Genomic DNA, 4,523 nt, shown 5'->3' on the forward strand with positions numbered 1-4,523 from the left:
CGGCTGATCGCGCGGACGATGTCGGTCGACTTGTCCATGACGATGACCGCCGCCGTCCCGAGCCCCGAGCCGACCGCCTTCAGCCCGTCGAAATCCATCGCCACGTCCATGATCTGCGCCGCCGGGACCAGCGGCACCGACGAGCCGCCGGGGATCACCGCGAGCAGATTGTCCCAGCCGCCGCGGATGCCGCCGCAATGCGTTTCGATCAGCTCGCGAAAGCTGATGCTCATCGCCTCCTCGACCACGCAGGGCGCGTTCACGTGCCCGCTGATCTGGAAGAGCTTCGTGCCCTCGTTGCCCTTGTTGCCGAAGCCCGCGAACCACGCCGCCCCGCGCCGCAGGATGGTCGGCGCGACCGCGATCGATTCGACGTTGTTGACCGTGGTCGGGCACCCATACAGCCCCGCGCCTGCCGGAAAGGGCGGCTTGAGGCGCGGCTGGCCCTTCTTGCCCTCCAGCGATTCGAGCATCGCCGTCTCTTCGCCGCAGATATAGGCGCCGGCGCCGCGATGGACGAAGACGTCGAAGTCATAGCCCGAGCCGCAGGCGTTCTTGCCGACGAGCCCGGCGTTATAGGCCTCGGCGACGGCGGCGAAGAGCACCTCCGCCTCGCGGATATATTCGCCGCGGATGTAGATATACGCCGCCCGCGCCCGCATCGCGAAGCCCGCGACCAGTGCGCCCTCGATCAGCTTGTGCGGATCGTGGCGGATGATCTCGCGGTCCTTGCAGCTGCCGGGCTCGGATTCGTCGGCGTTGATGACCAGGAAGCTCGGCCGCTCGGGCTTGGGCTCCTTGGGCATGAACGACCATTTCGTCCCGGTCGGGAACCCCGCCCCGCCCCGCCCGCGCAACCCCGAGGCCTTAATGACGTCGATGATCGCGTCCTGGCCGAGTGCCAGCAATGCCTTGGTATTGTCCCAGTCACCCCGCGTCCGCGCGGCGTCGAGGGTCCACGGCTGGAACCCATAGACGTTAGTAAAGATGCGGTCCTTGTCGGCGAGCATCAGCCGACATCCGTGAGATCGAGGCGTCGCTCGACGCGCTTAAGCCGCTCGTCGAGCCGATCGACGCGAGAATTAAGTCCAGACAGTGAAATCATCACGCCGCTCAGGTGCTCATCCACCGACGTGGCTCGCATTTTCAGCTCCATGATATCGGCGTGCATGTCCTGCTGCTCGGCACGCATCTTCTTGAGCAATTCATACGTCAGATCGCCGATCGTCGGATGTTCGTCAGCCATTCGCCCACTCCCCCCGATAATCGTGGTTCGCGTCGACCATCTCCCGCAGCGACGTCGGCCCGCCCGCAGGACAGCTATCCCGCCGCCCCGTCTGCGACCCCGGCGCGGGCTGCTCGCCGCGCGCCAACGCCTCGAGCACGGCGGTGGTGCGGTCGTAGTCAAGATCCTCGTAATTGTCGTCGTTGATCTGGACCATCGGCGCGTTGGCGCAGGCGCCCAGGCATTCGACCTCGGTCAGCGTGAACATCCCATCGGGCGTCGTCCGCCCCTTGGTCAGCCCATGGTTCTTGCACGCCGCCAGCACCTCGTCGGAGCCCGCGAGCAGGCACGGCGTCGTGCCGCAGACCTGGACGTGATAGCGCCCGACCGGGGCAAGATTGTACATGGTATAGAAGGTCGCGACCTCGAACACGCGCATGTACGGAATGCCAATCTGCCGCGCGACGAACTCGATCACTGGCACGGGCAGCCAGCCTTGCGTCTCGGTCTCCGCGCCGACCTGCCGCTGCGCGAGGTCGAGCAACGGCAAGCACGCCGATTGCTCGCGCCCGGCAGGGTAGCGGCCGAGGATCTCGTTCGCCTTGCGCTGATTGTCCTCGGTCCACGTAAAGGCACTCCAACGCGCGCGGACTTCGGTCTCGTCGGGAATGGTCGCTGCCTCAGCCATGCGAGCCACCGCGCCGATTGTTGGACATGATGACGAGCATCAGCAGGATGATCCCGGCCGGACCGACGATCTCGAACAGATCGCCCGAACCGCGGCTCAATCGCAGGACGATGGCTACCGCCGCCAGCAGCGCGGCGAACAATGCCAGCCAGAACGTCGTCTGGGGTTTCACCGATCGCACTCCCCGAACACGATATCCATCGCGCCCAAAATCGCGGTCGTGTCCGCCAGCATGTGCCCCCGGCTCATGAAGTCCATCGCCTGCAAGTGCGAGAACGCCGTCGGCCTGATCTTGCAGCGGTACGGCTTGTTGCTCCCGTCCGCGACCAGATACACGCCGAACTCGCCCTTGGGGCTTTCGGTCGCGACATAGACTTCGCCGGCGGGGACGTGGAAGCCCTCGGTGTAGAGCTTGAAGTGGTGGATGAGCGCTTCCATCGAGCGCTTCATCTCGGCGCGCTTGGGCGGCACCACCTTGCGGTCGTCGCTGGCGATCGGCCCTTCCGGCATTTCTGCCAGGCATTGCTTCATGATCCGCGCCGACTGGCGGACCTCCTCGACGCGCACCATGAAGCGGTCGTAGCAATCGCCGCGCGTCCCCACCGGCACGTCGAACTTCATCCGCGCATAGGCGTCGTACGGCTGCGATTTGCGCAGGTCCCATGGCAGCCCCGCCGCGCGGATCATCGGCCCGGAGAAGCCCCAGGCGATCGCGTCCTCGCGGCTCACCGTCGCGATGTCGACGTTGCGCTGCTTGAAGATGCGGTTGTCCGCGACCAGGCTGATCGCATCCTCGAACAGCCGCGGCAGCCGCGTGTCGAGCCAGTCGCCGATGTCGGTCAGCAGCTTCAGCGGCACGTCCTGATGCACCCCGCCGGGGCGGAAGTAATTATGGTGCATCCGCGCGCCCGACATGCGCTCGAGGAAGCCATAGCAATCCTCGCGCACCTCGAACATCCACAGGTTCGGCGTCATCGCGCCGACGTCCATCACATGCGACCCGAGGTTGAGCATGTGGTTGGAGATGCGCGTCAGCTCCGCGAAGAACACGCGCAGATATTGCGCGCGGAGCGGCACCTCCAGATCGAGCAATTTCTCGATCGCGAGCACGAAGCTGTGCTCCATGCACACCGGCGAGCAATAATCGAGCCGGTCGAAATAGGGGATGTTCTGAAGGTAGGTCCGGTATTCGATCAATTTCTCGGTGCCGCGATGGAGCAGCCCGATATGCGGATCGATCCGCTCGATGATCTCGCCGTCCAGCTCCATCACCAGCCGCAGCACGCCATGCGCGGCGGGATGCTGGGGGCCGAAGTTGATCGTGTAGTTGGTGATCGTGACGTCGCCCGTTTCCGGATGCGCGGCCGAGCGCTCGTCGAGCAGTTCGTCGACGTAGGGGTCCATCGTGGTAGTGGCGGGGGCGGTATCGCTCATGCGCCACACCCCTCCCCGGCGAACGCCGGGGTCCAGTCCGGCGCTCGGGACTGGGGCCCGGCGTTCGCCGGGGAAGCAGAGAGAGCGCGCATCAATGATTCTGTCCTTGGCCCTTGGTGGGCAAAACGTCCGGGTCGGCAGGCTTCTCGCCCGATTTGTTCCCCGGATGCGGCTGACCCGCGCCCGTCTGCGCCGTGGTCTCGGTCACCTTCGGATCGGTCGGCTGCGCCTTGGCGGACTGCGCCGCATCCGCCTTAGCGACGGCGTCCGCGTTCAACGGCGTCGGCGCGCCCTTGGCCTCGGGCAGCGCCGCCTTCTCGTCGCCCGGCAAAGAATATTCCGCGCCCTCCCACGGCGACATGAAGTCGAACGTCCGCCAGTCCTGCGCAAGCTGCACCGGCTGATAGACGACGCGCTTCTCCTCCTCGGAATAGCGCAGCTCGGTATAGCCGGTCTGGGGAAAGTCCTTGCGCAGCGGATGGCCGCGAAAGCCGTAGTCGGTCAGGATGCGGCGGAGGTCCTGATTGCCCTCGAACAGCACGCCGAACAGGTCATAGACCTCCCGCTCCAGCCAGCCCGCGACCGGCCACAGCCCGGTCACGCTCGGCACCGGCGTCTCCTCGTCGGTCGAGACATGCACCTGGACGCGATGGTTGCGGGTCAGCGACAGCAGGCAATAGACGACCTCGAACCGCTCCGGGCGGTCGGGATAGTCGACGCCCGCGATCTCCATGAGCTGCTGATAGGCCAACCCCGGCGTATCGCGCAGTGCCGTCAGCGCCGCGACCAGATCGTCGCGCCGCACGAAGAGCTGCACCTCGAACACCCGCTCCCGCGCCTCGTCGAGCATGTCGCCCAGCGCCGCGCGCGCGGCCTCGATCGTCTCGCCGTTCAGGTCGATGGCATAGGCAGGCGCCGGCGATCTCACCGCTCGATGCTCCCCGAGCGCCTGATCTTCCGCTGCAATTGGAGGATGCCGTACAACAGCGCCTCGGCGGTCGGCGGGCAGCCGGGGACGTAGATGTCGACCGGGACGATCCGGTCGCAGCCCCGCACCACCGAATAGCTGTAATGATAATAGCCACCGCCGTTGGCGCAGGAGCCCATCGAGATGACGTATTTCGGCTCCGACATCTGGTCGTAGACCTTGCGCAGCGCCGGCGCCATCTTGTTGCA

The 4,523-nt window shown here is 65.9% G+C and carries 7 protein-coding genes; all 7 read right to left on the reverse strand.

The genetic code is table 11. The annotated features are described in order from the left end of the window. Positions 1-1,010 (reverse strand): NADH-quinone oxidoreductase subunit NuoF (gene nuoF, locus ACFE7K_RS15550; protein ID WP_375399103.1); only part of this gene is annotated, 1,010 nt, incomplete at its 3' end. Then, positions 1,010-1,246 (reverse strand): hypothetical protein, encoded by a 237-nt coding sequence (locus ACFE7K_RS15555; RefSeq protein ID WP_375399104.1) that lies wholly within the window; start codon positions 1,244-1,246, stop codon positions 1,010-1,012. The genes ACFE7K_RS15555 and nuoF, both read right to left, overlap by 1 nt. After that, the gene (locus ACFE7K_RS15560; protein WP_375399105.1) at positions 1,239-1,913 is read right to left on the reverse strand and encodes a complex I 24 kDa subunit family protein; all 675 of its coding nucleotides are present in this window, start codon (positions 1,911-1,913) and stop codon (positions 1,239-1,241) included. The genes ACFE7K_RS15555 and ACFE7K_RS15560 overlap by 8 nt, the downstream gene beginning before the upstream one ends. Further along, positions 1,906-2,085: a hypothetical protein gene (locus ACFE7K_RS15565; protein WP_375399106.1), complete on the reverse strand. Its 180-nt coding sequence runs from the start codon at positions 2,083-2,085 to the stop codon at positions 1,906-1,908. Before ACFE7K_RS15565 ends, ACFE7K_RS15560 begins: the two co-directional genes overlap by 8 nt. Continuing rightward, a complete protein-coding gene (locus tag ACFE7K_RS15570) occupies positions 2,082-3,317 on the reverse strand; it encodes an NADH-quinone oxidoreductase subunit D (RefSeq protein WP_375399109.1) in 1,236 nt (411 codons plus the stop codon). Before ACFE7K_RS15570 ends, ACFE7K_RS15565 begins: the two co-directional genes overlap by 4 nt. 121 nt (positions 3,318-3,438) lie before the next feature. Next, on the reverse strand, positions 3,439-4,275 hold the full coding sequence (locus ACFE7K_RS15575) for an NADH-quinone oxidoreductase subunit C (RefSeq protein WP_375399107.1): 837 nt from the start codon (positions 4,273-4,275) through the stop codon (positions 3,439-3,441). After that, a partial coding sequence (gene nuoB / locus ACFE7K_RS15580) for an NADH-quinone oxidoreductase subunit NuoB (protein WP_375399108.1) occupies positions 4,272-4,523 on the reverse strand: 252 nt, incomplete at its 5' end. The genes ACFE7K_RS15575 and nuoB, both read right to left, overlap by 4 nt.

The organism is uncultured Sphingomonas sp. (genome assembly GCF_964244265.1).
In the GTDB taxonomy this organism is placed as follows: Bacteria; Pseudomonadota; Alphaproteobacteria; order Sphingomonadales; family Sphingomonadaceae; genus Sphingomonas.